This window comes from Streptomyces sp. NPDC041205 (genome assembly GCF_055591765.1).
On record NZ_JBVIZH010000002.1, the window covers coordinates 1411198 to 1436564 of the forward strand.

Annotated in this window: 24 protein-coding genes, 1 pseudogene and 1 CRISPR repeat array; of the genes and pseudogenes, 8 read left to right on the forward strand and 17 right to left on the reverse strand. The window is 71.8% G+C overall.

Translation table 11 applies throughout. The annotated features are described in order from the left end of the window. Positions 1 to 102 precede the first annotated feature (102 nt). From ACZ6BG_RS13365 to tgmC, 5 genes are all read left to right on the forward strand, one after another. Complete coding sequence (locus ACZ6BG_RS13365; protein WP_468999957.1) at positions 103 to 291, forward strand: hypothetical protein; 189 nt, start codon at positions 103 to 105, stop codon at positions 289 to 291. A 202-nt stretch (positions 292 to 493) separates the two neighbouring features. Beyond that, entirely contained in the window at positions 494 to 1273 is a 780-nt protein-coding gene (locus ACZ6BG_RS13370) for a hypothetical protein (protein WP_468999958.1), read from the forward strand. Positions 1274 to 1362: 89 nt separating this feature from the next. Next, positions 1363 to 1629 carry a putative ATP-grasp-modified RiPP gene (tgmA, locus tag ACZ6BG_RS13375; protein WP_468999959.1) on the forward strand — a complete coding sequence of 89 codons (267 nt, stop codon included), beginning with the start codon at positions 1363 to 1365 and terminating at the stop codon, positions 1627 to 1629. Between the two features lies 1 nt (position 1630). Continuing rightward, on the forward strand, positions 1631 to 2596 hold the full coding sequence (tgmB, locus tag ACZ6BG_RS13380) for an ATP-grasp ribosomal peptide maturase (protein ID WP_468999960.1): 966 nt from the start codon (positions 1631 to 1633) through the stop codon (positions 2594 to 2596). Beyond that, entirely contained in the window at positions 2593 to 3753 is a 1161-nt protein-coding gene (gene tgmC, locus ACZ6BG_RS13385) for an ATP-grasp peptide maturase system methyltransferase (RefSeq protein ID WP_468999961.1), read from the forward strand. The genes tgmB and tgmC overlap by 4 nt, the downstream gene beginning before the upstream one ends. Positions 3754 to 3961: 208 nt before the next feature. After that, positions 3962 to 4235: a CRISPR direct-repeat array (repeat unit 29 nt; unit sequence GGGACCACCCCCGCATGCGCGGGGACCAC). A gap of 490 nt (positions 4236 to 4725) precedes the next feature. Here the strand turns inward: tgmC and ACZ6BG_RS13390 are convergent. Then, positions 4726 to 6009 (reverse strand): geranylgeranyl reductase family protein, encoded by a 1284-nt coding sequence (locus ACZ6BG_RS13390; RefSeq protein WP_468999962.1) that lies wholly within the window; start codon positions 6007 to 6009, stop codon positions 4726 to 4728. A gap of 151 nt (positions 6010 to 6160) precedes the next feature. Between ACZ6BG_RS13390 and ACZ6BG_RS13395 the strand changes: the two genes are divergently transcribed. Beyond that, a complete protein-coding gene (locus tag ACZ6BG_RS13395; protein WP_469000280.1) occupies positions 6161 to 6685 on the forward strand; it encodes a GNAT family N-acetyltransferase in 525 nt (174 codons plus the stop codon). Between the two features lie 185 nt (positions 6686 to 6870). Then, positions 6871 to 7170 (forward strand): PASTA domain-containing protein, encoded by a 300-nt coding sequence (locus ACZ6BG_RS13400; protein ID WP_469000282.1) that lies wholly within the window; start codon positions 6871 to 6873, stop codon positions 7168 to 7170. Between the two features lie 79 nt (positions 7171 to 7249). Here the strand turns inward: ACZ6BG_RS13400 and ACZ6BG_RS13405 are convergent, their stop codons facing one another. From ACZ6BG_RS13405 to ACZ6BG_RS13480, 16 genes and pseudogenes are all read right to left on the reverse strand, one after another. Further along, positions 7250 to 9919 carry a hypothetical protein gene (locus ACZ6BG_RS13405; protein ID WP_469000313.1) on the reverse strand — a complete coding sequence of 890 codons (2670 nt, stop codon included), beginning with the start codon at positions 9917 to 9919 and terminating at the stop codon, positions 7250 to 7252. A gap of 138 nt (positions 9920 to 10057) precedes the next feature. Further along, a pseudogene (locus tag ACZ6BG_RS13410) lies at positions 10058 to 10126 on the reverse strand (zinc-ribbon domain-containing protein); the annotation flags it as partial. Between the two features lie 146 nt (positions 10127 to 10272). After that, positions 10273 to 10968, reverse strand: a complete 696-nt coding sequence (locus ACZ6BG_RS13415; protein ID WP_468450517.1) for a demethylmenaquinone methyltransferase — start codon at positions 10966 to 10968, stop codon at positions 10273 to 10275. 167 nt (positions 10969 to 11135) lie between these two features. Further along, positions 11136 to 11678 (reverse strand): imidazolonepropionase-like domain-containing protein, encoded by a 543-nt coding sequence (locus ACZ6BG_RS13420; protein WP_468999963.1) that lies wholly within the window; start codon positions 11676 to 11678, stop codon positions 11136 to 11138. 7 nt (positions 11679 to 11685) lie between these two features. After that, a complete protein-coding gene (mqnC, locus tag ACZ6BG_RS13425) occupies positions 11686 to 12885 on the reverse strand; it encodes a cyclic dehypoxanthinyl futalosine synthase (RefSeq protein WP_468999964.1) in 1200 nt (399 codons plus the stop codon). Positions 12886 to 13057: 172 nt separating this feature from the next. Next, on the reverse strand, positions 13058 to 13789 hold the full coding sequence (locus ACZ6BG_RS13430) for a prepilin peptidase (RefSeq protein ID WP_468999965.1): 732 nt from the start codon (positions 13787 to 13789) through the stop codon (positions 13058 to 13060). 76 nt (positions 13790 to 13865) lie between these two features. Continuing rightward, on the reverse strand, positions 13866 to 16901 hold the full coding sequence (locus ACZ6BG_RS13435; protein WP_468999966.1) for a BTAD domain-containing putative transcriptional regulator: 3036 nt from the start codon (positions 16899 to 16901) through the stop codon (positions 13866 to 13868). Positions 16902 to 17012: 111 nt separating this feature from the next. Then, positions 17013 to 17480 carry a TadE/TadG family type IV pilus assembly protein gene (locus ACZ6BG_RS13440; protein ID WP_468999967.1) on the reverse strand — a complete coding sequence of 156 codons (468 nt, stop codon included), beginning with the start codon at positions 17478 to 17480 and terminating at the stop codon, positions 17013 to 17015. Then, on the reverse strand, positions 17477 to 17908 hold the full coding sequence (locus ACZ6BG_RS13445; RefSeq protein WP_468999968.1) for a TadE/TadG family type IV pilus assembly protein: 432 nt from the start codon (positions 17906 to 17908) through the stop codon (positions 17477 to 17479). Before ACZ6BG_RS13445 ends, ACZ6BG_RS13440 begins: the two co-directional genes overlap by 4 nt. 56 nt (positions 17909 to 17964) lie before the next feature. Continuing rightward, complete coding sequence (locus ACZ6BG_RS13450) at positions 17965 to 18399, reverse strand: TadE family protein (protein ID WP_469000285.1); 435 nt, start codon at positions 18397 to 18399, stop codon at positions 17965 to 17967. Positions 18400 to 18466: 67 nt separating this feature from the next. Beyond that, the gene (locus tag ACZ6BG_RS13455) at positions 18467 to 18718 is read right to left on the reverse strand and encodes a hypothetical protein (RefSeq protein WP_030363318.1); all 252 of its coding nucleotides are present in this window, start codon (positions 18716 to 18718) and stop codon (positions 18467 to 18469) included. Positions 18719 to 18804: 86 nt separating this feature from the next. Then, complete coding sequence (locus ACZ6BG_RS13460) at positions 18805 to 19734, reverse strand: type II secretion system F family protein (protein WP_468999969.1); 930 nt, start codon at positions 19732 to 19734, stop codon at positions 18805 to 18807. Next, positions 19731 to 20744 carry a type II secretion system F family protein gene (locus ACZ6BG_RS13465; protein WP_468450501.1) on the reverse strand — a complete coding sequence of 338 codons (1014 nt, stop codon included), beginning with the start codon at positions 20742 to 20744 and terminating at the stop codon, positions 19731 to 19733. Before ACZ6BG_RS13465 ends, ACZ6BG_RS13460 begins: the two co-directional genes overlap by 4 nt. A 7-nt stretch (positions 20745 to 20751) precedes the next feature. After that, on the reverse strand, positions 20752 to 22059 hold the full coding sequence (locus ACZ6BG_RS13470; RefSeq protein ID WP_030363315.1) for a CpaF family protein: 1308 nt from the start codon (positions 22057 to 22059) through the stop codon (positions 20752 to 20754). Continuing rightward, positions 22056 to 22907 carry a hypothetical protein gene (locus ACZ6BG_RS13475; RefSeq protein ID WP_468999970.1) on the reverse strand — a complete coding sequence of 284 codons (852 nt, stop codon included), beginning with the start codon at positions 22905 to 22907 and terminating at the stop codon, positions 22056 to 22058. The genes ACZ6BG_RS13470 and ACZ6BG_RS13475 overlap by 4 nt, the downstream gene beginning before the upstream one ends. 18 nt (positions 22908 to 22925) lie before the next feature. Then, positions 22926 to 23657, reverse strand: a complete 732-nt coding sequence (locus ACZ6BG_RS13480; RefSeq protein ID WP_468999971.1) for a hypothetical protein — start codon at positions 23655 to 23657, stop codon at positions 22926 to 22928. A 704-nt stretch (positions 23658 to 24361) separates the two neighbouring features. Here ACZ6BG_RS13480 and ACZ6BG_RS13485 point away from each other — a divergent pair. Next, on the forward strand, positions 24362 to 25294 hold the full coding sequence (locus ACZ6BG_RS13485) for a S1 family peptidase (protein WP_468999972.1): 933 nt from the start codon (positions 24362 to 24364) through the stop codon (positions 25292 to 25294). Positions 25295 to 25367 lie beyond the last annotated feature (73 nt).

Sequence of the window (25367 nt, forward strand, 5' to 3'; positions counted from 1 at the left end):
CTGTTCAGCCCCCGCACCCCCAGGCGCCATCCCCCGGCGTCTCTGGCAGCTCGATCCGCACCGGTACCGGCCCCCACCTCCTCCATACCTCTGCCCCGACACGTGCAGGAGCGGCGCGGCCACCTCACCGGCGAGGAGGTCGCCCTCGTCCGGCCCTACCTCCTCGCCCACGAACACCGCACGCACCGCGAAAACGTCCAACGCGAACGGCACCTTCAGCGGGAGCGCCGGACGGCCGCGGCCCTGGCCAGCATGGGCATCGACTACGACATCACCGCCGTCGCGATATGAGCGCCACCTGTTGCAGATGCGGACGCGTGTCCGCCGCCGCGGTGCCCGTACGCGACATCGCCAGCCCCAGCGGCCAGGCCTTAACTCAGTTCGCGTGCCCGGACTGCGCACCCCACACCCCCTCGGGCCCCCTCGCCACAGACCTCCCGCCCCACCGCCAGGCCCCCACAGGCCCACACCTCCCCGGAAGGAAGACCCTCCGTTGAAGCGCTCCAAGGGCACCAGGTACACCCGCTGGGAGCTGATCGGCGCCCCCATGACCCCGCAGCAGGCCTTCAACAGCCCCATCCACGGCCGCGTCACCCACGAATTCCACGACCACCACGACGTGCAGTTCTGCGTCGCGCCACGCCTCTTACGCCCCATGCTCTACGACCTCGCAACCACCGGCCTGTGGGAACGCCACACCACCGGCGGCTACTACCGGCTCAGCGACGACCAGTGCCACACCTTCTTCTGGAACAACACCGGCAAGATCGTCCAGCACTACGACGCAGGCCACCCCGACAACCAATGCCCCAAACTCACCGACCCTCCGCATGAAACCCGCGCCTGGCTCCCCCACTTCGACAACCGCCCGCCCCTGCCCGAGCCCGGCACACCGCACGGATGGCGCGGCATCCTGCGCCGCGCCGCCGCCCTCCCCCTCACCTTCCTGCCGACCGCCGTCGCCTTCTACGGCCGCTACCACTTCGACCGCCAGGACATCGCCGCCGCGACCTTCGCCCACACCTTTCACGCCATGGCCGACGAAGCAGCGACCGTCTACGGACGCTGGGAGAACACACCGGGCCACCACTTCGTGCAAGACCGCTCCGGCCTGATCTGGAACATCACCACAGCCCCCAGCGAGCACAGCGCGAAACCCGCCGTCACCAGCATTTACCCACCCCGTGGAGCCCCCGCAGACCACCCCGAACACCAACGCTCCCACCGCGCCCCCGGCTCCCCCACCCTCGCCACCCGCCAACGCCCCGCCTAGAGCACCTGTCCCTGCGTCAGACTTCCCTCCACGCACTACGCGAGGACGGAGCGCACGACCCGACGACCCATCAATCTCGGAGGAAGAACGTGCCCACTCCCACAGCGGCGCCTTGGGGTGTCCAGCGGCTGGCGTTGTACCCCGACGTCACCCAAGTGCCCTATGCACACACGGAAATTGATCCGGACACGCAGACAACCCGATACCTCGACGCGAGCGGAAACCGCGTCGAAGGAAACGGCCACGGCACCGGGACAACCACAGCCAACCGGACGGCGACGTCATCCGACGGGGGAGGCAAGAACCCGCCCCCGCCCTCTGACGAAGACCTCACCGAAGACAGCGACTCGGACTGACATGGCCGACGCACCGGTCCTCGTCGTCACCGCGCTCGGTGACGTCACGGCAGATCTGGTGTTGGAAGAGCTGCACGGCCGGGGTGTCCCGGCCGTGCGGCTCGATCCTGCTGCCGACTTCTCCGGCCCCGCCGCCATGAGTGCCCGGATCGAACGCGGTGCCTTCACTGGGGATGTCACCACCGCGACTCGGCACCTCGACCTGTCGAGGGTCCGTGCCGTCTTCTGGCGTCGCCCGACATCGTTCAGCGCCCCGCACGAGGCTGAGACTCCCGAGCATCGGTTCGCGATCGAGCAGTCACGGCGCGGCTACATGGGGGTGCTGCACGTACTCCCAGGGGCCCTGTACGTCAACCACCCCACGCGAAACCGCGATGCCGAGAACAAGGCGCTTCAGCTCGCCACCGCAGCCCGCTTGGGCTTCATGCTCCCCGACACGCTGATCACAGACGTACCGTCGGACGCCGCGCGGTTCGTCGCCCAGCACAAGACAGTGATCTACAAACCCGTGCACCGAGTACACCTCGCGTGCGACGACGGCCGGAACCGAACCGTCTGGGTGCGCACGGTCCAGGCGGACGAGCTGGACGACTCGATCGCACTCTGCCCTCACCTCTTCCAAGCCTGCGTACCGAAGATCGCCGACGTCCGCCTCGCCATGGTCGGCGGCGAAGCCTTCGCGAGCCGGATCGACACCGACGGCCCGCACCTCGACTGGCGCCAGGACCAAAGCCTGATCACCTGCTCCCCCATCGCTGTCCCCGGCCCCGTACTCGACACCGCGCGGGCCTTCCTTCATACGTTCGGGCTCCACTTCGGCGCTTTCGACTTCGCCCTCGACGCCCAGGGCCAATGGTGGTTCCTCGAATGCAACCCCAACGGGCAATGGGCGTTCGTCGACAAGGGCACGACCCGCGCCATCACGAGCGCACTCGCCGACACCCTCCAGAAGGGCCACACCACATGACCCAGGAAACCGCCGCCGAACTACGCCGCCGCCTCGTCGAGGAACTCGTCGCCGACGACATGTTGCACGACCCGCAGGTGCACCACGCGGCCGAGACCGTCCCCCGCGAGTTGTTCCTCGGCAGCGCGATCTACAAGCCGAGCAGTCAGCCCGGCGTCACCATCTGGACACCGACCCGCCGCGACGACACTCCCGCCGACGAGTGGCTGCGCCTGACGTATCAGAACCAGACGTGGGTGACCCAGATCGACGGCGTACTCGCCGAGAACGCCCCCGGCCCTGTCACCGGAGGCAGCCCGACCTCGTCCTCGACCCTGCCCGGCGTCATCCTGTGGATGATCGAGCAGGCCGGCATCACCCGGGGCAAACGCGTACTCGTCATCGGCACCGGCACGGGCCTCTCCACCGCCTATGCCTGCGAGATCACCGGCGAGAACAACGTGACCTCGATCGAGACCGACGCCGACGCCGCAGAGCGCGCCCGCAAGGCCCTCGGCGAAGCGGGCTACGCCCCCACCCTCATCACAGCCGACGGCCTGCGCGGCCACCCCGAACAGGCCCCGTACGACGTCGTGATCGCGTTCTGCTCGATGCGCCACATCCCCTACGGCCTGCTCCAGCAGATCACCCCCGGCGGCACCCTGCTCACCACCCTCTCCGGCTGGGGCACCGCGTACGGACTCGTCCACCTCACAGCCGAGGGAAGCGGGAACGCACAGGGCCGCTTCCTGCCCGGCTACACCTCATTCATGATCGCCCGCCCCCACGACCACCCACCGCACGGACCCTTCGAGCTGCTGCCGGGGGACGAGCGCCCGAGCCGGATCGACCCCGCCCTGCTCGACGACTGGACCGGCCGATTCGTCGCCCAGCTCGCCGCCCCCACGGCGGAACACCTCGGCGCAGGAGCCGAACAGGTGCTGCTCGACGTAGCCAGCGGATCACAGGCACGGGTCCGCACGGCCGACAACGGCGAGGGCTGGACCGTGATCCAGCGCGGACCGCTCAAGCTGTGGGACAAGGTCGAGGACGCCATCAAGACATGGCAGGGCGCGGGCGCCCCGCACCTGTCCGAGTTCGGGCTGACCATCACACCAGACGCCCAACGCGTCTGGCTCCGAAATCCGCAGGGGCCGAGCTGGACACTCCCCGTCTGAACGACCCACGACTGCCCGCACACTCCACCCGTCGGCGCCCTTGTCGCCCGGCGGGGGGAGCAGGCGCCACCCGCGACGAGCACAGGCACTAAGCACCGCGCCCAGGCCCCCAGTGATCAGGTCCCCCGCCCCGCCATTCGATCAACGTCGGAATACCCCGCATGCGCGGGGACCACTCGCCGAAGAGCTTGTCGAAGGGGTCCTTCGGGGGACCACCCCCGCGTGCGCGGGGACCACCTCGGGGTGCAGGTCGACCGGGTACGGGGTGGCGGGACCACCCCCGCATGCGCGGGGACCACGCTGTCGCGTTCAGGTTGTCGCGCACGTACTGGGGACCACCCCCGCATGCGCGGGGACCACGAGACAGCAGGGCTCTTCGGCTTCCCGCTCCCGGGACCACCCCCGCATGCGCGGGGACCACAGCAGGGAACGTGTGTGGTTGCGTGTCGTGTTGGGACCACCCCCGCATGCGCGGGGACCACCGGAACTGACCAGGCACGTTAGCCGAGCGAACCGCGATTTTCGACCACTTGCAGAGAAACGGACATTCCTCCCCCAACGCCTCTGTCATGCACGCGCAGCATCACCCGATCGCCCCCGGCCCCCACTCACCCAAGTCACCCCCACGCCACTCGATCAACGCCGGATCGGACAAGTCCACCGCATCCGGGTCCAGGCCTGCGCGACGCAAGAACTCCAAGAGGTCGTCCGGCCCCATCGCCAGACCCACGATCTGATCACCAATGGTCACCCGCCGACCTCCTGAGGGGGACGGTGGGTGAACGATCACAGGCGGGTGGACGGACACACGTCCAGGATCATGCATCCGGGCCGAACACGCATCCGTCGATGCCACGGCACAACGGCACAGCAGAGCCTGGGCAGCCAGCGATACACCCACGGGGCGGTACGGTCGTCCCGTAGGTGTATCAAGCCGGAATCAGCAGGTCTGAGAGCGACCGCCTTGAATCATCATGAACGCGGAGCTACCTTGCTGAGGCCGTTGATGATGCGGTCCATCGCGTCGCCGCCCCGCGGGTCCGTGAGGTTCGCCAGCATCTTCAGGGTGAACTTCATCAGCATCGGGTGGGTGAGGCCCCGCTGGGTGGCGATCTTCATGACCTTCGGGTTGCCGATGAGCTTCACGAAGGCGCGGCCGAGCGTGTAATAGCCGCCGTAGACCTCCTTGAGCGTCTTCGGGTAGTCCTGGAGGGCCAGTTCGCGCTGGGCGGGCGTGGCGCGGGCGTGGGCCTGCACGATGACGTCGGCCGCGATCTGGCCGGACTCCATGGCGTAGGCGATGCCCTCGCCGTTGAACGGGTTGACGAGGCCGCCCGCGTCGCCGACGAGCAGCAGACCGCGGGTGTAGTGCGGCTGGCGGTTGAAGGCCATCGGCAGGGCGGCGCCGCGGATGGGCATCGTCATGTTCTCGGGGGTGTAGCCCCAGTCCTCGGGCATCGAGGCGCACCAGGCCTTGAGGATCTCGCGCCAGTCGAGTTCCTTGAAGGCGGCCGAGGTGTTCAGGACGCCGAGGCCGACATTCGACGTACCGTCGCCCATGCCGAAGATCCAGCCGTAGCCGGGCAGGAGCCGGTCCTGGGCGCCGCGGCGGTCCCACAGCTCCAGCCAGGACTCCAGATAGTCGTCGTCGTGGCGCGGCGAGGTGAAGTACGTGCGCACGGCGACGCCCATCGGGCGGTCCTCGCGGCGGTGCAGGCCCATCGCGAGCGACAGGCGCGTGGAGTTGCCGTCCGCGGCCACGACCAGCGGCGCGTGGAAGGTCACCGGCGTCTTGTCCTCGCCGAGCTTGGCGTGCACGCCGGTGATGCGGCCGGTGCGGTCGTCGATGATCGGGGCGCCCACGTTGCAGCGCTCGTGCAGCCGGGCGCCCGCCTTCTGCGCCTGCCGGGCGAGCTGCTCGTCGAAGTCGTCGCGTTTGCGGACAAGGCCGTAGTCCGGGTAAGAGGCGAGATCCGGCCAATCCAGTTGGAGCCGTACGCCGCCCCCGATGATGCGGAGCCCTTTGTTCCGCAGCCAGCCCGCCTCTTCGGAGATGTCGATGCCCATCGACACGAGCTGCTTGGTGGCGCGGGGCGTGAGCCCGTCACCGCAGACCTTCTCCCGCGGGAACGCGGTCTTTTCGAGGAGGAGCACGTCGAGGCCGGCCTTCGCCAGGTAGTACGCCGTGGTCGAACCGGCTGGCCCGGCCCCGACGACGATGACGTCAGCGGTGTGTTCGGAGAGGGGCTCGGTCACGGCGGGTTCTCCCCAAGGCTCGAAATCTGTGTGCCGACCGGCACGGGATATGGGCAGTCTATGAGGCGGTACCGATCAACCAGGCGAAGGGCCACTTGTGAGCGATGTGAGCGACGTGAGCGAAGCGGGCCCCAGGGGCGACGCGAGCCCCCTGAACGACGCGGGCGCCGCGCGCGCCCCGGGCCCGGCCGTCCGGCTGCGCGTCCCGACCGACGAGGACGCCTTCGTCTGGCACCGCCTCTTCGACGACCCCGAGGTCATGCGGTACGTCGGCGGCTGGAGCTCGGAGCGGTCCACGTACGAGGAGCTGACCGCGCGCCAGCGCAGACACGACGCGGAACTCGGCTTCTGTCTGTGGACGTTGCTCGACCCCGAGGGCGATCCGGTGGGCTTCGCCGGTGCCATGCCGTGGCCGCGGGAGTGGGGTCCGACGGGCGAGATCGAGATCGGCTGGCGGCTCGCGCGCACGGCGTGGGGGCACGGCTACGCGACCGCGGCGGCCCGAGCGACCCTGGAGCGGGTGCGGGCGGCGGGCGTGCGGTCGGTGGTCGCGATGATCGACATACGCAATGAGCGGTCCATGGCGGTCGCGCGGCGCCTCGGCATGGAGCGGGCGGAGACGTTCACGTCGCCCAGCACGGGCGTGACGGCGTACTGCTACCGGCTCTCGCTGTAGCGCGCGCCCGGCCGGGGTTGCCCTCGGCCGGGGTTGCCCTCGTCCCGGCAGGGATGGCGGGTCGGCCGGGGTTGCCCTCGCGCGTGCCGGAGTTACCCTGCCCATACCGCTGGGGGGTGACGCCTGTGCTGAGTACACCCGGGCCCGCCGGGCCGCCGGTGCGCGTACCGCGCTTCGTCGGGCTGATGGCGATGGACGCGCGCGAGACGGCCGCCGAGCACGGCGTGGTGCTCACGGCCCCGGACCGGCCCGGCTTCCGCGACCTGGTCCTCGACCACGTCGTACGCCAGCACCCGCCGCCCGACGCCGAGGTCCCGCGCGGAGCCGTCGTGACGGTGTGGTTCGACCTCGGGCCGCACGAGGGCGGGGGCGGCGCGGGCGTACGCGAGCCGCGGCTCCCGGGCCCGCCCGGTGGCGGGTTGCGGCGGGAGCTGGACGAGCCGGGTCAGCCGGAGGTGGGCGTCGGAAGCCCCGGAAGCGGCTGAGGCGGCGCGCGCCACGGGGCGCGCGCCGCCTCGATCTCCGTGCGCCGGAGCCTTGTCCGGTGCTCCGTGCGCCGGAGCCCTATCTGGTGAGGTGCCAGGTGTCCAGCGCCGTCTGGTGCGTCTTCGCGCCGTGCCCGGCGGGCCAGAAGTCCTCGCGCCAGGAGAGCTGGAGGGCGTACTCGGTGCCGTTGTCCGCGATGTAGCTGTGGTCGATCGCGTGGATCGTGCGGTCGGCCCGGTCCGTGTACGTGTACTCCCAGACCGCGGCCGGGCGCCCCTGGAAGGTGGTGTCCTCCAGGCGGAGGCGCCGGTAGTCCGACTTGTCCGGGTCCTTCTTGGCGTGCTCCTCCATGTCCTTCATGTTTCCGTACGAGGTGTAGTCGGCGTTGTCGATGACGCCGATCTGGAAGTTCTCCGGGCCGGTCAGCCCCGCGTACGTGATCTGGGTCGGGTTGTCGCCGCGCTCACGGCTCCAGCCGTCGGGCACGGCGAACGAGAAGCCCTTCATGTCGGTCACCCGCTCCGAACCGGCGGGCACGGGGCTGTCGTCGGTGCTGTCGTCCGAGCCGCCGCCCGTACTCCCTGCCGAACTCCCGTCCGTGGTCCCCTCCGTGCTGCCGGTGTCCGTCGTCGGATCGGGCGTCGAGGGCCCGACGGTGTCGCCGGTGGGCTCCTCCGAGCTGGGCGACGGGACGGTGTCGTCGGTGCGGCTGACGGCCGGGCTCTCGTTCTTGCCCTTGGCGTCGCCCTTGCCGCCGCCGTCGTCCTGCCAGATCAGCAGCCCGGCCGCGGTGCCGCCGCCGATGACGAGGGCGCCGACGAGCGTGGCCACCCAGACGCCGGTCCGCCCGCGCGGCCCACCGGAACCGGGCCGGGGCGCCCCCGGGAGGCCGAGTTGGAAGGCGTGGGGGTCGTACGGGGTGGGGGCGGCGCCGTGCGGCGGGGTGCCGTGCGGCGGGGCGCCCGGGGCCGGGGGCCCTTGGGCCGGGATGCCGCTCTGGGTCGGCGCGGCGTGCGGGTCGGGCACCGGCCCCGGACCACCGGCCGGACCACCGAGCCCACCGGAGCCGAACTGCCCACCGGAACCAGACGACCCACCGGAGCCGAACTGCCCACCGGAACCAGACGACCCACCGGAACCAGGCGGCCCAGGCGGAGTCGGCGGCCCGCCCACCCCACCCCCCTGCCCGGCCATCCGCACCAGCAGCGGCCCGACGACCAGCGCACCGGCCACCCACAGCAGCCCGAACAGCAGCACGTCCGGCAGGCTCACGCCGCCTTCGAGACCGGCGGTGGCGGAGTCGCCGCCGTACCCGACCTCCTTCGCGGACGTCTCCACGCCGAAGCCGCCGATCGCGGCGAGCAGCAGGTACAGGCCGAAGAAGAGCCCTCCGGCCAGGATCTGCTCGCCACGGCCCGCGCACCGGCGGGCGGCGAGCACACCGATCGTCAGCGCGCACGCCAGGCCGAGAGCCAACACACCCACGACCGCGCCCGAGTTGAACAGGTCACCGAGCTCGGAGAGCGCGAAGGAGCGGCTCTCGGAGTTGTCGCCGTACGCCGAGCGCCTCCCGTCCACCTCCGCCTCCAGCGGCGCGCCCCAGCCGACGCCGAGCGCCGCGATGCCGAGGTTCGGCAGCACCAGGAGCGCGACGAGGTACGGCGAGACGCCGGAGTCGCGTGTGTCGGACGAGTCCGACAGATCATCGATCTGGGTGAAGGCGAAGTAGCCGACGGCGGAGGCTAGAACGAGCACGATGGCGAGCGCGCGCAGGGCCACACCCGCGGCGCGCACGAACGACTGCGCGCCGGGGCGCACGGCCAGCCAGTGCGCGAGGTCGTCGCGGTGCAGGACCCCGGCGGACACTACGAGGGCGAGCCCGAGCGCGCCGAGCATGGCGAGGAACGGAGCCGACGACACCTCGACGTCCCGGATCTCCGGCTGCGCGAAGAGACCGAGCACCAGCACGCCCAGAGCTGTCAACACGCCCACGCGGACGGCCGCTTCGAGCCCCGCCGTCGTACCGGGACCACCCGTGCCGTACACGGCGGCGCGGTGCCGCAGCCGGTTGTGGAGGATGCGTACGCCGATGAGCAGCGCGACGACGAACAACGCCGTGACCGTCAGCGGGACCAGATGCACCGAGACGGTGCCGTCGATCGCGGACTCCGACGACTGGTACGAGGAGGACGAGGAGGAGCCGTCGAAGCCCCGCTCCTCGCGGCCGCTCAGGGTCACGTCGCCGCCCACGGCCTGGAGCGCCGCCGCGAGCGAGATCCGCATCCGGTCGGCGAAGCCGACGACGATGTCGTCGCTGTCCTGGCCGTACGTGGGGATGGCGCACCCCGCGGCGGTGATCAGCAACAGCGCGAGCGGCCAGAGCGCGGCCTGCGCCGCCCCGGCCCAGTCGCCGCGCACGGCCCGCCCGATGAAGGCACCCACGGGCGAGGGCGCGGCGGGGCCTGGCGGCGGGGCGGGCGGAGGCGGGGCCAGCGGGGGCGCGACGGCCGGAGGCGGGGTGTGCGGCGGGGCCGCGGGAGCGGGGGTGGCGGCCGGGGCCGGAGGTGCGGCCGGGGTGGCGGGAGCGGGGGCCGCGGGCGACTCAGGGGCTGGGGGAACCACCAGGGTCGCGGGGTGAGCGGGGACTTCGGGTGCGTCGGCCGGGGGCGCCTTGTCGGTACTGATGGCCTTCTCGGCCTTGGCGGCCTTCTCGGTACTGGGAGCCTTGGCGGCCTTCTCTGTGCTCACGCGCTTCTCTGTGCTCACGCGCTTCTCGGTGCTGGCGGCTTCGTCGGAGGGAGGAGCCTCGGACGGCACCGCGTTCTCCGGCACCGCATCCTCCGGCACCGCGTCCTCCGGCTCCGCGGGAACCGGTGTGCGTTCGCGCCCGCATCTCATGCAGAAGCGGGCCTCGTCGGGAGCTGGAGCCCCGCAGTCGGGGCAGTTCGACGCCATCGGGACGCTCCGTTATGGGGAGATATATCAGGGGACGTGATCGGCGTGTGCCGACCGTCACGCCCCGACCACGGCAAGTGGCCGGGACATATCAACTGACACATCTTCTCCGGCGAACGGTTCCCGTCAACTCTCCTGCGAGGAGGCTAGTTCGGCTTGAACCCCCGGTGCAGCGCGACCACCCCGCCCGTGAGGTTCCGGTAGGCCACCTTCGACCAGCCCGCGTCCTGCAACAGGGCCGCGAGTTCGGGCTGGTTGGGCCAGGTGCGGATGGACTCGGCGAGGTAGACGTACGCGTCCGGGTTGGTGCAGACCGTGCGCGCGACGGGCGGCAGCGCGCGCATCAAGTACTCGATGTAGACCGTGCGGAACGGGCCCCACGTGGGCTCGGAGAACTCGCAGATGACGACGCGTCCGCCGGGCCGGGTCACGCGGTACATCTCGCGCAGCGCGGCGCCGGTGTCCTGGACGTTGCGCAGGCCGAAGGAGATGGTGACGGCGTCGAAGGTGTCGTCCTTGAAGGGCAGCTTCATCGCGTCGCCCGCGGTGAACGGCATCCACGGGTGGCGCTGCTTGCCGACGCTCAGCATGCCGAGCGAGAAGTCGCACGGGACGACGTACGCGCCCGCCTGCGCGAAGGGCTGCGAGGAGGTGGCAGTGCCCGCGGCGAGGTCGAGGACCTTCTGCGCGGGGCGCGCGTCGACCGCCTGCGCGACCGCCTTGCGCCAGAGCCTGGCCTGGCCGAGCGAGATCACGTCGTTGGTCAGGTCGTACCGTTCCGCCACGTCGTCGAACATCGAGGCGACTTCGTGCGGCTGCTTGTCCAAGGAGGCTCGGGTCACCCGGCCCATTGTGTCAGGCCCGGCTTCTTCCCTGGGGGTGGGCTTCGCCTGCGGCGGGCTTCCCGCGAAAGCGTCTGCCGTGTGCGGTGCTCTGACGGGTGCGGGTTGGTTCGGGTTGCTCGCGCAGTTCCCCGCGCCCCTTAGGGGGCGCCATCTCGACCGGCGCCTCAGCGGCTCCGATGGACCAGGCGGCCGCCGATCGACGTCGCCAGGCAGGTGCCGTCCGAGGTCATCACGGCGAAGTCCGCGTCTCCCCCGGCCGTGGGTGCCGCGACCGGGTGGGTGCGCAGGCCGGAGCGGGTCACGGCTGTGCGGACCGCAGGGTGCGTGAACGGGCCCGCGAGGGCGGTGGTGCCCTCCGCCAGCAGGCGCCGCACGCCCCGCCTCGCGCTCGCGCCCCAGCGGGTTTCCGGCATGTCCAGGGCGGCGAGGGCCTCGCCGGTCAGGGGCTCGGTGCCCAGGGCCTCGGCCTCGCGGGGGTCGGGCCAGTACGTGGACTCCAGGAGGGCGACGGCGTCCGGCTCGAAGCGGCCCGGGGTCAGGATCCCGTCGCCCCAGTCGCGGACGCGGGCCCGCCCTTCGTACGCCGCGAGGAGTTCCTCGTACGGCCCGACGGCCGCGAACCGGGCGCCGTCGACGGCGACGGCGTGTCCGATGACGATGTCGCCCGCGGCGGCCGCGACCCCGCGTACCCGGTGAACCGTCAGCACGACGGCGTCAGTTCGCGGCCAGGAGCTTGAGCTCCGGGTGGGCCGTGCCGCCCTCGATCGCGGTGGAGGAGATGTGCGAGGCGACGCGGTCGTCGACGGGGTCGTTCGCCGGGTCGTCGTGGACGACGAGGTGCTCGTACGTCGTGGCGCGCTGGGCCGGGACGCGGTCCGCCGTACGGATCATGTCGATCATCTCGGCCAGGTTGGAGCGGTGCTTGGCGCCGGCGGAGGAGACCACGTTCTCCTCCAGCATGACCGAGCCGAGGTCGTCCGCGCCGTAGTGCAGGGTGAGCTGGCCGGCCTCCTTGCCGGTGGTGAGCCAGGAGCCCTGGATGTGCGCGACGTTGTCGAGGAAGATCCGGGCGATGGCGATCATGCGCAGGTACTCGAAGATCGAGGCCTGCGTGCGGCCCTTGAGGTGGTTGTTCTCGGGCTGGTACGTGTACGGGATGAAGGCGCGGAAGCCGCCCGTGCGGTCCTGTACGTCGCGGATCATGCGCAGGTGCTCGATGCGCTCGGCGTTGGTCTCGCCGGTGCCCATGAGCATCGTGGACGTCGACTCGACGCCGAGGCCGTGCGCCGTCTCCATGATCTCCAGCCAGCGCTCGCCGGACTCCTTGAGCGGGGCGATGGCCTTGCGGGGGCGCTCGGGCAGCAGCTCGGCGCCGGCGCCCGCGAAGGAGTCGAGCCCGGCGGCGTTGATCCGCTGGATCGCCTCCTCGACGGAGACCTTGGAGATGCGGGCCATGTGCTCGACCTCGGACGCGCCGAGGGAGTGGATGACCAGCTGCGGGAAGTCCTTCTTGATGGCGCTGAAGTGGTGCTCGTAGTACTCGACGCCGAAGTCCGGGTGGTGGCCGCCCTGGAACATGATCTGCGTGCCGCCCAGCTCGACCGTCTCCGCGCAGCGGCGCAGGATGTCGTCGAGGTCGCGGGTCCAGCCCTTCTTGGTGTCCTTCGGGGCGGCGTAGAAGGCGCAGAACTTGCACGCCGTCACACAGACGTTCGTGTAGTTGATGTTCCGCTCGATGATGTACGTCGCGATGCGCTCGGTGCCCGCGTAGCGACGGCGGCGTACGGCGTCGGCGGCGGCGCCGAGCGCGTGCAGCGGGGCGTCGCGGTAGAGGTCGAGCGCCTCTTCGGCGCTGATCCGTCCGCCGGCGGCGGCGCGGTCGAGAACGGACTGAAGGTCGGCCTTCTCGGTCACCGGGGCGTCCCTTTCGTAAGGTCCAAATGGGGCGGACAGATCCTCTTCAGCGTACGCCAGGCCCCTGGGCCTCTTGCGGTGGGGAGCGGGGCGCCTCCGGGCGGCGGCGGGTGGACGGCTCGCGCCGGGCGGGGTGCGGTACGCGTGGCTCGTGTGGGGCGCGGTGCGGAGGCTAGGCCGCGTACGCCCCGAGCAGCAGACCGGCGAAGGTGCCGCCCAGCAGGAACGGGCCGAACGCGATCGCCGTCCTGCGCCCCGCCTTGCGCACGGCGACGAGCCAGCCGCCGTACACGCCCGCGAAGACGAAGCCCGCGAACGTGCCGAGCAGCAGGACGCCCCAGCCGTACCAGCCGAGGACCGCGCCCAGCGCCACCGCGAGCTTCACGTCGCCGAACGCCATGCCGTTCGGATTGATCAGGAACAGCACGAAGTACCCGCCGCTCAGGATGAGCGCGCCGAGCGCCGCGGTCGTCCAGGAGCCGCCGTGGTCCGGCAGGGCCGCGGCGACGCCGAGCAGGGCGAGGGAGGCCGCGCCCATCGGCAGGGTCAGGACGTCCGGCAGGCGCATCACGGCGAAGTCGACCGCCGCGAGGACGACGGCGGGCGGGGTGAGGAGCAGCCACACGGCGAGTTCCGGCCGAGGTCCTGTCGCCGTGGCGAGGGCGGCGCAGGCCGCGGCGGTGACGAGGGTGAGGAGCAGCGCGCGTCCCTTGCGGTACCCCTCGTTCCCGCAGCCGTCCGGCCAGGGGCCGAGCCATCCCTTGACCTCGTGCTCGCCGCTCGGGCAGCGGGTCTGCCACGGCTCGCCCGGCGGGACGGAGAAGCGGTACGCGGCGCGCGGCGACAGCAGGCCCGCGGCGGCGCCCCAGAGGACGGCCCCCACGACGATCAGGGTCTGCTGCACGGTGCGCTCCGGTTCGGGGTCGGGTCGTGAGGTCTGCGGGGCGGTGGCGAGGGTCGCCGCGGCGCCGCGGGCGGGCTCACCCCGCCGAGGCGAGGCCTGCCCGCCACCCCGGAAGCAACTCGTCGAGGAGGGCCTCCGTCCGGGGAGGAACCCCGCGGGCCCCGCTCCGGGCGACGAGGTCCACGGCGAGGGCCTGGAGCCGCGCGGGGTCGCCCACGGCGTGGGTGGCCCGCAGCAGTTCGTTCCAGAGCCGCTCGTCGCCCGGCGCGGAGCCGAGCGCCGCGTTCAGCGCCTCGATGGCCTTCTCGGCACGGTCCTTCTCCAGGTGGAACTCCGACAGGGCGAGCCCGATGTCGGCGACGAGCAACGGCAGTTGGGCGTCGATGATCTCGTGGGTGAGCCAGCCGTACCGCCCCTCGGCCCGGTCCGCGAGCAGCGGCCCCCGGACGAGGACGAGCGCGTCGGTGAGCATCCGCCCGCGCACGGCGCGGTTGCCGGACCCCCGGCCCTGCGTCGCCTCGTGGTACAGCGACCGCAGGACGTCCAGGTCGGACACGACCGACTTGGCGAGGGTGAGACGCCCGGTCGCGTCGACGCGCAGCCGCGGCGAACCGTCGGGCTCGCTGCCGAGCCAGTCCCGCAGCCGGTCGACGAGGGCGTCCCGCACGTCGTCGGTGACACCCCGCGGCCACAGCGCGGAGGCGAGCACACGCGGGTGCACCCCTTCCCGGTGGAGCAGAAGCAGCGCGAGCGCCTCGTGCAGGAGCGGGCTGCGCTCACCGTCGGGCGTCTCCAGGCCGATGATCTCGTAGCTGCCGACGAGGCGCGCGTACACCGCGGGCCGCCCCTGCTCGCTGACGTCGACGAGGAACGGCGGCGGGGCCGCGGCCCCGCCGTCGGAGCCGTCGCCGCCGCCCTCGGGCCGCGGGTCGGCCGCGACGAACAGCTCGACGACGGCGCGCCGCAGCGCGTCCGGCAGGAGCTGGGCCTCCAGTTCGAGGCCGAGCAGCGGCGCGAGCAGCCTGCCCTCGCCGGTGACCTTCATCTCCCAGGCGGCGCCGGGCAGTTCGCCGGAGTCGGAGCCGACCACGTAGCCGATGCCGAGGCGGCTGGCGTCGGCGGCCAGCTCGGCGAGCTTGACGGCGTCTTCGGGGCTCGGCCCGTCCGCGAGCAGCACCAGGTGCGGGGCCCAGCGGGTGTGCTGGGCGGGGCCCGTGCGGCCGGTGAGCACGGAGTCGTGCCCGGCCGCGCCGAGCGCGCCGCGCCGCTGCCGGGTCTCGGCCTCCATCGTCTCGATGAGCGCCTCGACGTCCTCGAGGTGGCGCAGCCGGTTCGGCGCGAGCGCCGTGAGGTCCTCGCCGAAGCCGACGAGGGTGATGGTCATGCGGTCCGACCAGCCGTTGGTGGCCAGTTCGGCGGCGACGGACGCGAACACGGCCGCCCGGTCGGCCTGGGTGCCGCCGAGCGACACGATGCCGGGCACGGCCTCCAGGTTGAGCAGCAGGCGCGAGTCGTCCATGGTGCCGAGGCAGACCAGACCGGGGTAGGGCGCGGCGGCGTCCACGTCTCCGAACCGCTCGGCGTCCGCGCGGGCGAGCGTCCAGAACGTCTCGTCCTGGCCGAGCTGCCAGGGCGCGGGCGGCCGACCGGAGGCCTGGGCGAGCTGGAGGTGCAGATCGCCGTTGCTGAGCCAGGCCGCGTACACCGTCGGCAGTGGGCGGGACTCCTCCGTCAGCGCGGCGGCGAGCCCGCGCAGCGACCGGTCGAGCAGGCGGACGCCCTCGGGGTCGGCGCCGACGAGCAGCGCGTCCTGGGCGTCGGCGGCGGAGCCGGTCGGCGTGGGCGGCTCCATGCCGCGGCGCAGGCCGACGGCGCCCATCGCCGACTGCCACAGCGCGTGCCGTCGGCGGCGGCCGAGGGCGCCGAGCAGTCCGGCGGCGAGCAGCGGCGCACCGATGAGCGCTTCGGGCAGCCCGAAGCCGGAGTCGTCGGACTCGGCCGCGGCGGGCGTACCGCTCTCCCGGCCGGTCTCCTCGCCGCCTTGGGAGCCCTGTCCGTCCTTCCCGTCCTCGCGCCCGCCGCCGTCCGGCCGCTGCTCGGGGATCGTGATGTGCGCCGTGTCCTGGTCGACGGAACCCCCGCCGCCCTGCCGGTCGCCGCTGCCCTGCCGGTCGCCGCCGCTCTCCTGCGCGCCGCCGCCCTGCCGCTGGTCCCCGGTCCTGGCGTAGTCCGAGATCTGCTCGCGGACCTCCTCGGACACCTTGGGGGCCTCGTCGGGCATCTGCACCAGCTCGCCGCCGTGCGCGTCGGCAGGCATTTCCATGATCCAGCCGGGCCGGATCAGGCTGGCCTCGGAGAGCCGCGAACCGTCGGGCTGCTCACGGTCCTTGTTGAGCTGGTAGATCTCCTTGTACCGCCGCCCGTCCCCCAGGTGGCGCTCGGCTATCTCCCAGAGCGAGTCGTGGTGGCGGCCCTCCGGGGGCTGGATCCGGTAGAACTTCGTGTCCCCGTCCTGCCCCGTGCCCGCCTGGGCCGCTGCCTGGCCCGCCTGTTCGGCGAGGGCGCCCGCGGCGCCGGCCGCGGCGGACTGCTGGTCCTGTCCGAGGACACCCGGCGTCTGCTGCGCGGCGGCCGCGGCCGGCTTCTGGTTGCCCTCCAGGGACTGCCCGAACTGCGAGAGCCCCGGTGCGAAGCTGGCCGCCGTGGCGCCCACGAGCAGCAGCGCCGCGACGAGCTGGCGCGCGAGCACCTGGCTCGCCCCGGCCCCCGGCACCCGCCCCGGCATCCCGACGCCGGACAGCGCCGCCTTCACCTCCACGAGGACGCACGCGGTGAACTGGGCCCACGCCAGCCAGACCACCACGGTCAGCACGTTGACGAACGTGCCGACGGTGATCTCCTGCTGGAGCCAGTCGAGGGACGGCGCCCCGCCGGGCAGCGGCCAGCCCACGAAGTAGGCGAGCGCGCCGGGCACGCCGACGACCAGCGCGGCGAGGGCCACGAAGGCGAGGAACGCCTTGACGAAGTCCCCTGCCGAGCGCCGACGCCCCGGCAGGGGCTGAGGCGTCCGGTTCCGCGGACCCGTCGAGCTTGGGGTGGTTCGTCGCGCCATGGCGGGTGTCCTGGTCCTGATCCTTGTGTGGGCCGAGTGGGTTCGTACTCGGCGATGTTACGGAAGGTGCCGATGCCCTGGCAGGGGCTGTGGATAACTCTCGGCAGCCGCCTAACCGATCTCGTTCTCCGCCGCCGCACGCCCGTGCACCGTCACGTCGCCGCCGAAGAACATCCCGGTGAAGACCGGGCTGTAGGTCATCTCGACCTCGACCTCGACCTGTTCGGCGGTGGCGGTGACGCAGTGGGTCGCGGCCACGTCGGGGCCGGTCAGCCCCATCTCCCGGGCGAACTTCTTGACCCGGGCGTCGCAGTTCTCGTAGTTGATGGGGGCGCCCTTCGCGCCCTCGTACAGGCCCTCGGTGTCGAGGTCCTGCGCGGCGTACCGGGCGGCCTGCTCGGCGATGTCGGCGGCGCGTTCGCGCTTGGAGATGGACAGGCCGCCGTCGATCACGAACGCGGACAGGGTGAGGAAGACCAGCGCGAAGACGATGACGGCGCCCGCGCCCGAGCCCCGGTCGTCCAGGCGGGATCGGCGGGCGCCGGCCCAGCCGCGTACCCGCGCGCATGCCGCGTTCACGCCGACCTCCGGTACGGATCCAGCGGAGAGCTGAAGCTCGCCTCCAACGTCGTCGGGATGTCCAGGCCGAGCATCTCCAGGCCCCGCACCTCGCAGCTCACCTCGACCGTGAAGAGCGTGTCCGGCTGGAAGCCCGCGCTCTTCTGGACGACGTGGACGGGGCCCGAGCAGACGTCCTCCAGGTCCGCCTTGGCCGCCTTGCGGGCCTCGGCCATCGCCGTCCCCTGGTCCTTCTGGATGGAGCCCGCGCGGGCGGCGTCCCGGGCCGCCCCGTCGATGGCCCCCCGGCCGTCGACGAGCTGCCCGAAGGCCACCAGGACCAGGATGAAGAGGATCATCACCGGCGCCAGGATGACGACTTCGACGGTCGAGAGCCCGCGGTCGCCCGACAGTCCCCGGTCGCCCGACAGCCGCCGGCCCGCGGCCAAGACCCGCCTCCCGAGCCCCACACACCGCACAGGCACCCGCACTCGCACCCCCCGCATCACCCTTCCTCCTCGACGAACCGTTCCACCGGCCCCGACGACTGCGCGTGCACCTTCAGGTCGAGCCCGGGGAACACCGACGGCACGTCGGCCGTGATCTCCACGCCGACCGTGTTCTGCTCCGGCTGGAGCGTCCGCACGTCGGGGCCGAGGACGAGCTTCGGGCCGAGCTGACGGATGTAGGCGTCGACGACGTCGGTCGCCTCGCCCCGCCAGCCGCCCGGGTTCCCGTCGGCCGTGGCGCGGGCCTTGCGCGCGCCCGCCTGGGCCGCGGCCTGGGCCACGTGGTCCGCGAAGAAGTACAGCGCGAACTGCACCGTCGCGAAGATCAGGAAGAAGAGGACCGGGGTGAGCAGCACGAACTCGATCGCGGTCATGCCGGATTCGCCGCGGGTGGAGGCGGCCTCCACTCTTCGGCGCACGAATCCCGGCATCCGGTCGCGGTTCACCCCTCGCCCGCTCCCACCCCCGTCGTCCTTCATGTCCGCTGCAGCCGTCCGGTCAGCAGGTCTTGCTGGCGTCGGCGCCCTCGATGCAGTCGCTGACCTTGTCGGCGCCGCCCTTGAGCGCGTTGTTGATGATCGCGGCGACCACGCCGACGATCGCGACGACGACCGCCGAGATGATCACCCACTCGACCGCGGACGCGCCGCGGTCGAGCTCGCCGGAGCGGGCGCGCTGCACGCGGCCCTGGAGGAAGGTCACGAGGAAGTCGACCGCCGGGATGCCGGTGCTGAAGTTCCGTCCGTTCATGGTGAGTTGTCCTCTCGAAAACAGGGTGTGTGGGGGGATGTACGGGTCTGTGGATCGACTTTTGCCCCGTCGCGGGGTTCAGGGGTTCAGGCCTGGAACACGCGCATCGCCGCCGGAAAGATGAGGAACACCAGGAATCCCGCGCACAGCAACAGCTGTGCCACCAGCATCGACTGTGACTTCTCGCCCGCGCTGCCCTCGATCTCGGCGAGCTCGCGGTGGCGCATCGTCTCGGCGCGGGAGGCGAGCGATTCGCGTACCTTCGCGCCGTCGTCCGCGACCAGGGCGAGCGACGCGGAGAGGTCCTTGAGCTCTTCGACGCCCAACTGCTCACCGAGCGAGCCGAGCGCCTGCCACTGGCTGATGCCGGTGATCCGGGCGTCCGACAGGGCGTTGCGGATACGTTGCGTCGCCCAGCCGTCGGACACCTCGGCCGCCGCCATCAGCGCCTCGGGCAGGCCGCGGCCGCCCGCGAGGCTCATGGAGACCAGGTCCAGATAGGCGCCGATGACGCGCCGCAGGTCACGCCGCTTCTCCTGGGCGTCCCGCCGCACTTCGAGGTCCGGCAGGAAGAAGAAGAGCACCCCGAACATCAGCGCCAGCCACACCGGGATGATGGGGCTGCGGCCGAAGCCGAGGGTCCAGATGATCGCGAACAGGAACGGGCCGAAGAAGATGCCGGCGGCCGCGAGCAGCACCTTCGTCGCCAGGAACTTCTCCCAGCTCCGGTCGAGCACCGCCAGGTCGGCCCGCAGCGACCGCAGCTCCCAGCCCTGCTGGACGTAGAACTCGGCGGCCCGCGCGCCGACCCGGGCGCGCAGCGAGCCGAGGCGCCCGGTGTCCTCGGCGTCCGCGGTGCGGTGCGAGGACTCGTACGCCGCGCCGCGCGCCCGCATCGCGTCGATCCGGGCGACCGTGGCGACCGCGCTGCGCTTGGACGGCATCAGGGCGCGGACGAGGGCGAAGATGCCGAGGCCCAGCGTCGCGCCGATGACGATCGGCATGGTCAGGTTCACCGGCGTACCCCCTCGGTGGAGTTGGCGTGCGGCGGCAGCGGCTGCTGTCCCGGCGCGCCCTCGGGGCCCACGGCGCCGGGCGGCGTGCCGCCCGGTCCCCGGGGACGTACGAACTGCACACCCGGCTCGTCGCGGACGAGGAAACGATCCGGCGTCTCGACCGTCGACAGCTTGCGCAGCCACCAGAAGCCGAGCGCGAACAGACCGCACACGCAGGCGAGCACGAGCTGGCCGACGGGCGTGCTGTACGGCGACACGAACTCGCGGTTGAAGATCGAGAGTCCGAGTACGAAGGCGATGGAGACGGCGACGACGATCTGCACCGAGCGCCGGGTCGAGGCGCGCTGCGCCATCACGCGCTGGCGCATGTCGACCTCCTCGCGCGCCGACTTGGCGAGCGCGCCGAGGACCTGGCGCAGGCCGGGGCCGCGCAGCTTGGCGTTGAGGATGAGCGCCGCGACGATGATGTCGGCCGAGGCGTCGTCGATCTCGTCGGCGAGGACCTGTAGGGCCTCGGGCAGCGGGGTGCGCGCCCGCAGCCGGTCGACGAGGGCGTCGAGGTGCGGCCGAAGCACGGGGGCCGCCGCCCGCGCGGACGCCGGGATGGCCTGTTCGAGGCCGACCGCGCCCGCGATGGTGTCGCGCAGTGACTCGGTCCAGGCGGCGAGCGCCTCGACCCGCTTCATCTGCAGCCGCTCCTCGGCGGCGCCGCCGAACAGCTTGTCCCAGAAGAAGACGAGGACGCCGGACGCGATGCCGGCCACCGCCCAGCGCGTGAGCAGCAGCACGACGAGGCCGACGCCGATGGCGAGGGAGCCGCGCTGCCCGACGAAGCGGACGAGCTCGTTCATCCGCTGGCTGGCGCGCTGCTTCTCGTGGGCCGCCTTGACGGGCAGGCCGCGGATCGCGACGAGCAGCAGCGCGAGTCCGCCGCCGACGGCGACACCGCAGGCGAGGCCGTAAAGCACGGGCAGCGAGAACACGCCGCCCATGGAGCCGAGTGCGTTCATGTCGTGCTCACCCCCATTGCCCGGCGGGCCGGTAGCCGAATGCGGCGAGGTCGTCCATGCAGGCGATCGGCGCGTGCGGCACGATCCGGCCGTCCGGCGCCTCCGCGAAGACCTCGCTGGAGAGCACGCGCCCGTCGACGCCGTTGACCTCGCGGACGGAGGTCACCATGCGCTGGAGCTTGCCGCCGGTCTGGTAGTTGTTGCGCCGCTGGATGAAGACGACGAAGTTCACGGCGCCCGCGACGAGCATCTGGCTGGCCTCGATGGGCAGCCGCTCGGAGGCCTGGAGCGCGTACGTCGAGATCCTGTTGAAGACCTCGCTGGAGCTGTTGGCGTGGATCGTGGAGAGCGAGCCGTCGTTGCCCTGGGACATCGCGTTCAGCATCGTCACGATCTCGTCGCCGAGGACCTCACCGACGATGACGCGGGAGGGGTTCATGCGCAGCGACCGGCGGACCAGCTCCGCCATGGATATCTGGCCCTGCCCCTCGGAGTTGGGAAGGCGCTCCTCGAACGCCACCACGTTGGGGTGCAGATCGGCGAAGGTGTCGAGGCCGAGCTCCAGGGCGCGCTCGACGGTGATGAGGCGCTCGTGCGGCGGGATCTCGTTGGCGAGGGCGCGCAGGAGCGTGGTCTTCCCGGCGTTCGTGGCCCCGGCGATCATGATGTTCTTGCGGGCCCGCACGGCACAGGCCAGGAAGTGCGCGACGTCCGGTGTGAGCGTCCCGTTCCCGACCAGGTCGGACATGAACACCTTGCCCATGCGCGCGCGCCGGATCGAGAGCGCGGGCCGCCGGGCCACGTCCATCACGGCCGAGAGTCGGGAGCCGTCGGGCAGGCGCAGGTCGAGCTGGGGGTTGGCGGAGTCGAAGGGCCGCGACGACAGACCGGAGTAGGCGCCGAGGATCTGGATGAGCTCGATCAGTTCCTCGTCGGTCTCGGCGACCGGCTCGGCCTTGGCCTCGCGCCCGTCGGCGTACCCGACGAAGACCTGGTCGCAGCCGTTGATGTCGATGTTCTCGACCTCGGGGTCGTCCAGGAGCGGCTGGAGGCGGCCGACACCGAAGAGCGCGGCGTGCACGGCGGCCGCGTACTGCTCCTCGGTCTCGGCGTCCAGCGGGGTGCGCCCGGCGTTGATCTCGCCGCGGGCGTACTCCTCCAGGATCTGCGCGATCACGGCGCGGGCGTACTGCCGCTCGTCCTCGCTGGTCATCGGCGTGACGCCGGAGACCTGGTCGAGGCGGCGCTGCTCGGCGATGCGGTCACCGGCGTCCTGCCGGAACCGCTTCACCAGCTGGTGGTCGACGGCGCTCATCGCCCGGCACCCGCCGTCGGGCCCGCGGCCGGGCCTGCGGCCGGATTGGCCCAGGCCGCGCCGTACTGCTGGTACAGGTCGACGGTCACCTTGCGGGCCGACCGGATCAGCATCGACTTGTCGAGCCGGCCGCGCTTGCGCCCGGCCAACTGGTCGGCGCCCGCCGGGTCGTCGGCGAGGGTGCCGACGACGCGGGCGCCGGTCTGCGCGGCCATCAGCATCTCGTTGACCTGGTGCACCAGTTTGCCCGAGTTGCCCGGGTCGGCGATCAGGACGACGCCGATGAGCGGGGTGGCGAGGGTGGCGGCACCGCGCGGGCCGCCGTGCAGCTTCGCGGACAGCGCGGCGGCCCGGTCCCGTACGCGGGCGATGGCCTCCGGCTCCGTACGCGAGATCAGCAGGACCAGGTTGGCGTGCGGGAACAGCTCGATCGCCGGGCTGTCCCCCGCGACGCGGCCGCAGTCGGCTATGACGTCGGCCGGGGCCTGCGGGGAGTCGGCGAGCTGGGCGAAGGCGCGCCCGAGCGTCGGCCAGATCCCGACGAGCCCGGCGGCCTGCTCGGAGATGCCGAGGCCGACGAGGACTTCGAGGCCGCCGGACAGCGGCTGGGTGTGGTCCCAGAGTTGGTCCGGTACGAGGCCGCGGCGCGCGGTCGCGGCGATGGACAGCATGCCGGTGTTGGGGTTGAGCGGGCCGCCGTGCGCGGCGGCGCTGCGGTAGACGAGGTCGCCGCCCGCGGGATCGGTCTCCGCGACCAGGACCCGCCGGGGCCACACCGCCGCGAGCGCCACGGCCGCGGTGGTGACTCCGGGGGAGCCTTTGTCGGCGGCGAGAGCGATGAGGGCCATGTGTCCGTTGCCCGCCCTCTAGTTGGCGGTGCCGGGGACAACCGCCACGGCGACCTCACCGAGCGACGCGGCGCTGGTGACCGCGGCGACGTCCTCGTTGTCGACGAGGACGGTGATGCTCAGGTTGCCGGTGCTGATGGTGGCGTCCGACTTGCTGTTCACGAGGCCGACGCGGGCGTCCGCGACCAGCGGGGTGCGCCCGGACGAGCTGCCGCCACCGGTGCCCTTGTCGTCGTCGTTGGAGCTGGAGGAGCCGTTGGCGGCGACGCGGTAGAGGGCGACCCTGTCGCCCTGCTTCAGCGTGGAGGGGTACTGGCCCTCCTTCAGGGCAAGGCCCACCGAGGCCTTGCCGGTGGGGAGTCCGCCCTTGTCGTCGAACATCTCGCCGACGATGACCGATCCCTTGTAGATGGTGCTCCTGGCCTTGAGCTTCTTCAGCGCGCCGAGCTGGGACTCCTTGATGTAGTGCAGGCCGGAGTCCTCGTTGACCAGGACCGTGTCCACCTTGTCCCGCGTGACCGACTCACCGGCCGAGATGTCCTTCGTCACCTTCAGGACCTCGATCCGGTCCCCCGCGCGCAGCACGAGCACCGTGGCGCCGAGCGCGCCGACCAGGATCAGCAGGACGGCCAGAGCGGCCAGCGCCGGTTTGCGCTCGCGAGGCGCAGTGGGAAGGCGCTCACCGACGCCTGCCGGAGCCGACACGGCGGAACGGTTGTTGCCCGCCCCCGTACGCTCTTGGATCTTCACGCAACCGCTCCCCGTACGACCCAGAAAAATCCGTCATTTGAGACACCCGCATACGCCTCGGCCGGGGTTCCATCGGCCCGTCAGCCCCAGGCGCGGTGTCAAGCCATCGCACCGTATCAGCAGCACATAAGCCCCTCAAGGCGCGTTATGGATCGCGAAGCTCACACGGTTCATCGTTATTCACGCGCAATGCGGGCCCCTTGGTTCCGACGTCACACCGGGAGTACGTCAACGCATCCCGATATGCAATTGCGAACCAACTCGCTTTACGCGCAACCCTTTCGGGCGACGACATCCCGCCAACGGAATCCTTCGCCCCGCCCACCCCTCCGCACCCCGAACGCCTATCCGTCAGGCACCAGAACGACGTCAGGAGGGACGGGAGTGGTTCCCGGGGCACAGAGCGGAACATGAGCCGACGAGCACAGGTCACCGTGGCGCACGGGCGGCCGCACCGGACGATCGCCACACCTCCTCAGAACCTCCGCACAAATTTGCCGGACAGGCCGGTCGACAGGGCGACATGCCCGAACTATCCGACTTGCTCGAACCATTGCCGGGAGAACCGTGCGCCGGGATGAACCCACCCTCGCGCGACGCCCTCTCCTTCTGCGGCGCCCGAATCTCCACGTATGCGGGTCCTCACCGACTCCACAAGGCGCTGCAAAACTCAACAAATCCATCGAAAGAGAAATTCAACCCCCATGAGACTTTCCTTTCCCTCACGTCCCACCCGCGCGGCCGACGACACCACCAGCACCAGCCGCGCGGCCCGCGCCGCCCTCGCCTCCGCGACGGCCGCGACCGCCCTCGCCCTGGTGGCGACCAGCGCGCCCGCCGCCAACGCCATCGTCGGCGGCACCGAAGTCTCCAATGACGCCTACCCGTTCATGGTGGCCGTCCTGGAGAAGGGCTCCGGCAGCGCCCTCGACCGCCAGTTCTGCGGCGGCAGCCTCATCGCGCCGGACGTCGTCATGACGGCCGCGCACTGCCTCGTCGACGACGCGGGCAAGCCGGTCAAGGCGAAGACCGTGCAGGTCGCCGTCGGCCGTACCGTCCTCTCCAAGAGCGGGCAGGGCCAGATACGCAACGCCAGGACGACGGGCACCGGCAGCCGGGGCAGCATCGTCGTCCACCCCCGCTACCTCAAGGGGCAGGAGGCGTACGACATCGCCTTCATCCAGCTGAACAAGCCCGTCCGCGGCATCAGCCCGGTCAAGCTGCCCACCCAGGGCACCGACTCGCTGCTGCGGCCCGGCCAGAAGGCGACCGTCGCGGGCTGGGGCAACACGGACACCGCGATGACCCACACCCCGGACCGGCTCCGCCAGGTCAAGGTGCCGATCCTCTCCCACAACGAGTGCAAGGTCAGCTACAACGGCTACAGCTCGAAGGTCAACTTCTGCGCCGGCGTCGAGGGCAAGGACTCCTGCCAGGGCGACAGCGGCGGCCCCATCTTCCGCACCGTGCCCGGCCGCCAGGACCCGATCCAGATCGGCGTGGTCTCCTACGGCGACGGCTGCGGCGACCAGGGCGCTCCCGGCGTCTACACGTCCACCAGTTCGGCGAAGCTGTGGAAGACGCTGGACGAGTCGCCGTCCGGCAAGCGGCTGAAGCGGGCGCTGGGGCGCCGGTGACGAAGTGACGTCGTGGCCGCCCGCGGTCTCCAGTGAGCCGCGGGCGGCCGCGACGGCGCGACGCGCAAGCCAG